1 protein-coding gene is annotated in these 1,724 nt (G+C 38.0%); it reads left to right on the forward strand.

What is annotated here, in order from left to right; translation table 11 throughout:
* Nucleotides 1–62: 62 nt before the first annotated feature.
* Nucleotides 63–1,310: a beta-ketoacyl-ACP synthase II gene (gene fabF, locus E1171_RS01795; RefSeq protein ID WP_155203487.1), complete on the forward strand. Its 1,248-nt coding sequence runs from the start codon at nucleotides 63–65 to the stop codon at nucleotides 1,308–1,310.
* Nucleotides 1,311–1,724: the final 414 nt, after the last annotated feature.

A 1,724-nucleotide genomic window follows, 5' to 3' on the forward strand; every position in this document is an offset into this window, starting at 1 on the left:
TGACGATAAAATAAATTTTTTTACACCATTATATACCGTAAGGTATATTAAAATTATATGCTATGAAAAGAGTTGTCATAACGGGATTGGGAGCTATAACTCCCATCGGAAATGAAACCAAAGTTTATTGGGAAAACTTGCTCAAAGGGGTGTCAGGCGCGGAAATGATCAGTCGATTTGATCCCTCACAATTTAAAACAAAATTTGCATGTGAAGTAAAAGATTATGATCCTCTTGATCATTTTCATCGGAAGGATGCTCGAAAATTAGATCGTTTCAATCAATATGGGCTCATTGCAGCAGAAGAGGCAATACAAGATGCTACCTTAAAATTCGACAATCTTAATAAAGATCGAATTGGGGTTATATTTTCTTCAGGGATTGGCGGTTTTGAAACTTTTGAGAAAGAAACGTTGGATTACTTCCAAAATGGTGCTACCCCAAAATTTAATCCTCACTTTATCACTAAAATAATTCCCAATGGTGTGGCTGGCTTGCTTTCGATTAAACATGACCTGAGAGGAGTTAACTATTGCCCTGTAACCGCTTGTGCTTCTTCTACCCAGGCTTTGATCCATGCTTTTAATTCCATAAAACTTGGAAAAGCAGATATCATCATTGCGGGAGGATCAGAGGCACCCATAACGGAGTCCTCTATTGGAGGTTTTAACGCTATGAGATCATTATCCACAAATAATGAACATTACAAGGAGGCATCAAAACCATTTGATAAAAATCGGGATGGCTTTGTCATTGGAGAGGGGGCAGGAGCTTTGGTGGTGGAAAGCTTGGAAAGTGCAGTAAAAAGAGATGCCCATATTTATGCAGAAATTGTAGGGGGAGCTGAAACGGCCGATGCTTACCACATTACCAACACTCACCCAGAGGGACGAGGGGCTTATCGGGCTATGAAAGAAGCTATTGGAGAGGCGAGGATCTCGACAAAAGAAGTAGATTATATCAACGCTCATGCTACCTCTACGGCAGCAGGTGACCTTTCTGAGATCAAGGCTATCAAAAAGCTATTCGCAGATAATTTAGGACAGGTTCAAATTAATGCTACAAAATCAATGACCGGCCACTTGCTAGGAGGTACCGGTGCGGTTGAGGCAATAGCTACCTGCCTTTCAGTAAAAACAGACGTTATTCCACCAACAATCAATACGAGTATTTTGGATGAAAATATACCTACTGAGATGAACCTTACCTTAGGGAAAAAATCGACTAAAACAGTTAATTATGCTTTAAGCAATAGTTTTGGTTTTGGGGGTCATTGTGCGGCTATATTGATGAAAAAATATGATAAATAATGCTCTTAAGATGGGCAGTTCCAACCTTTCTTCAGAAAAAATTGATTTCATAGGTCTTCAGGACTCCCATGCGCCTTTTTCAGCCTTGTTGGTGAGGAAGTGCTACATGGAAGTTCTTGATTTAAAAGAAAAAATAACCAAGGAAACCTATTTCACATTAATCCATTAAGCAGAAAGACTATAAAATGGAAATATAAAGGTTGTCTTGGGCAGGACTTAAAATAGTATGCGGAAAATAAGTAATTCTTATTGATGCGGTAGAAGATTATTCTATTTATTCAAGAATTTTGGGAAATCCCAAAAAGGAAGTATTCAAATTCAGCTAAAGCACAAAGGCTGATTATATCTTACTAACCCAGTTACATTTTGATCATGGAATAATTGATAAATGTTTAAAAATGCAGGGAATGATGA

It is taken from the genome of Xanthovirga aplysinae (genome assembly GCF_009711365.1).
Classification (GTDB): Bacteria; Bacteroidota; Bacteroidia; order Cytophagales; family Cyclobacteriaceae; genus Xanthovirga; species Xanthovirga aplysinae.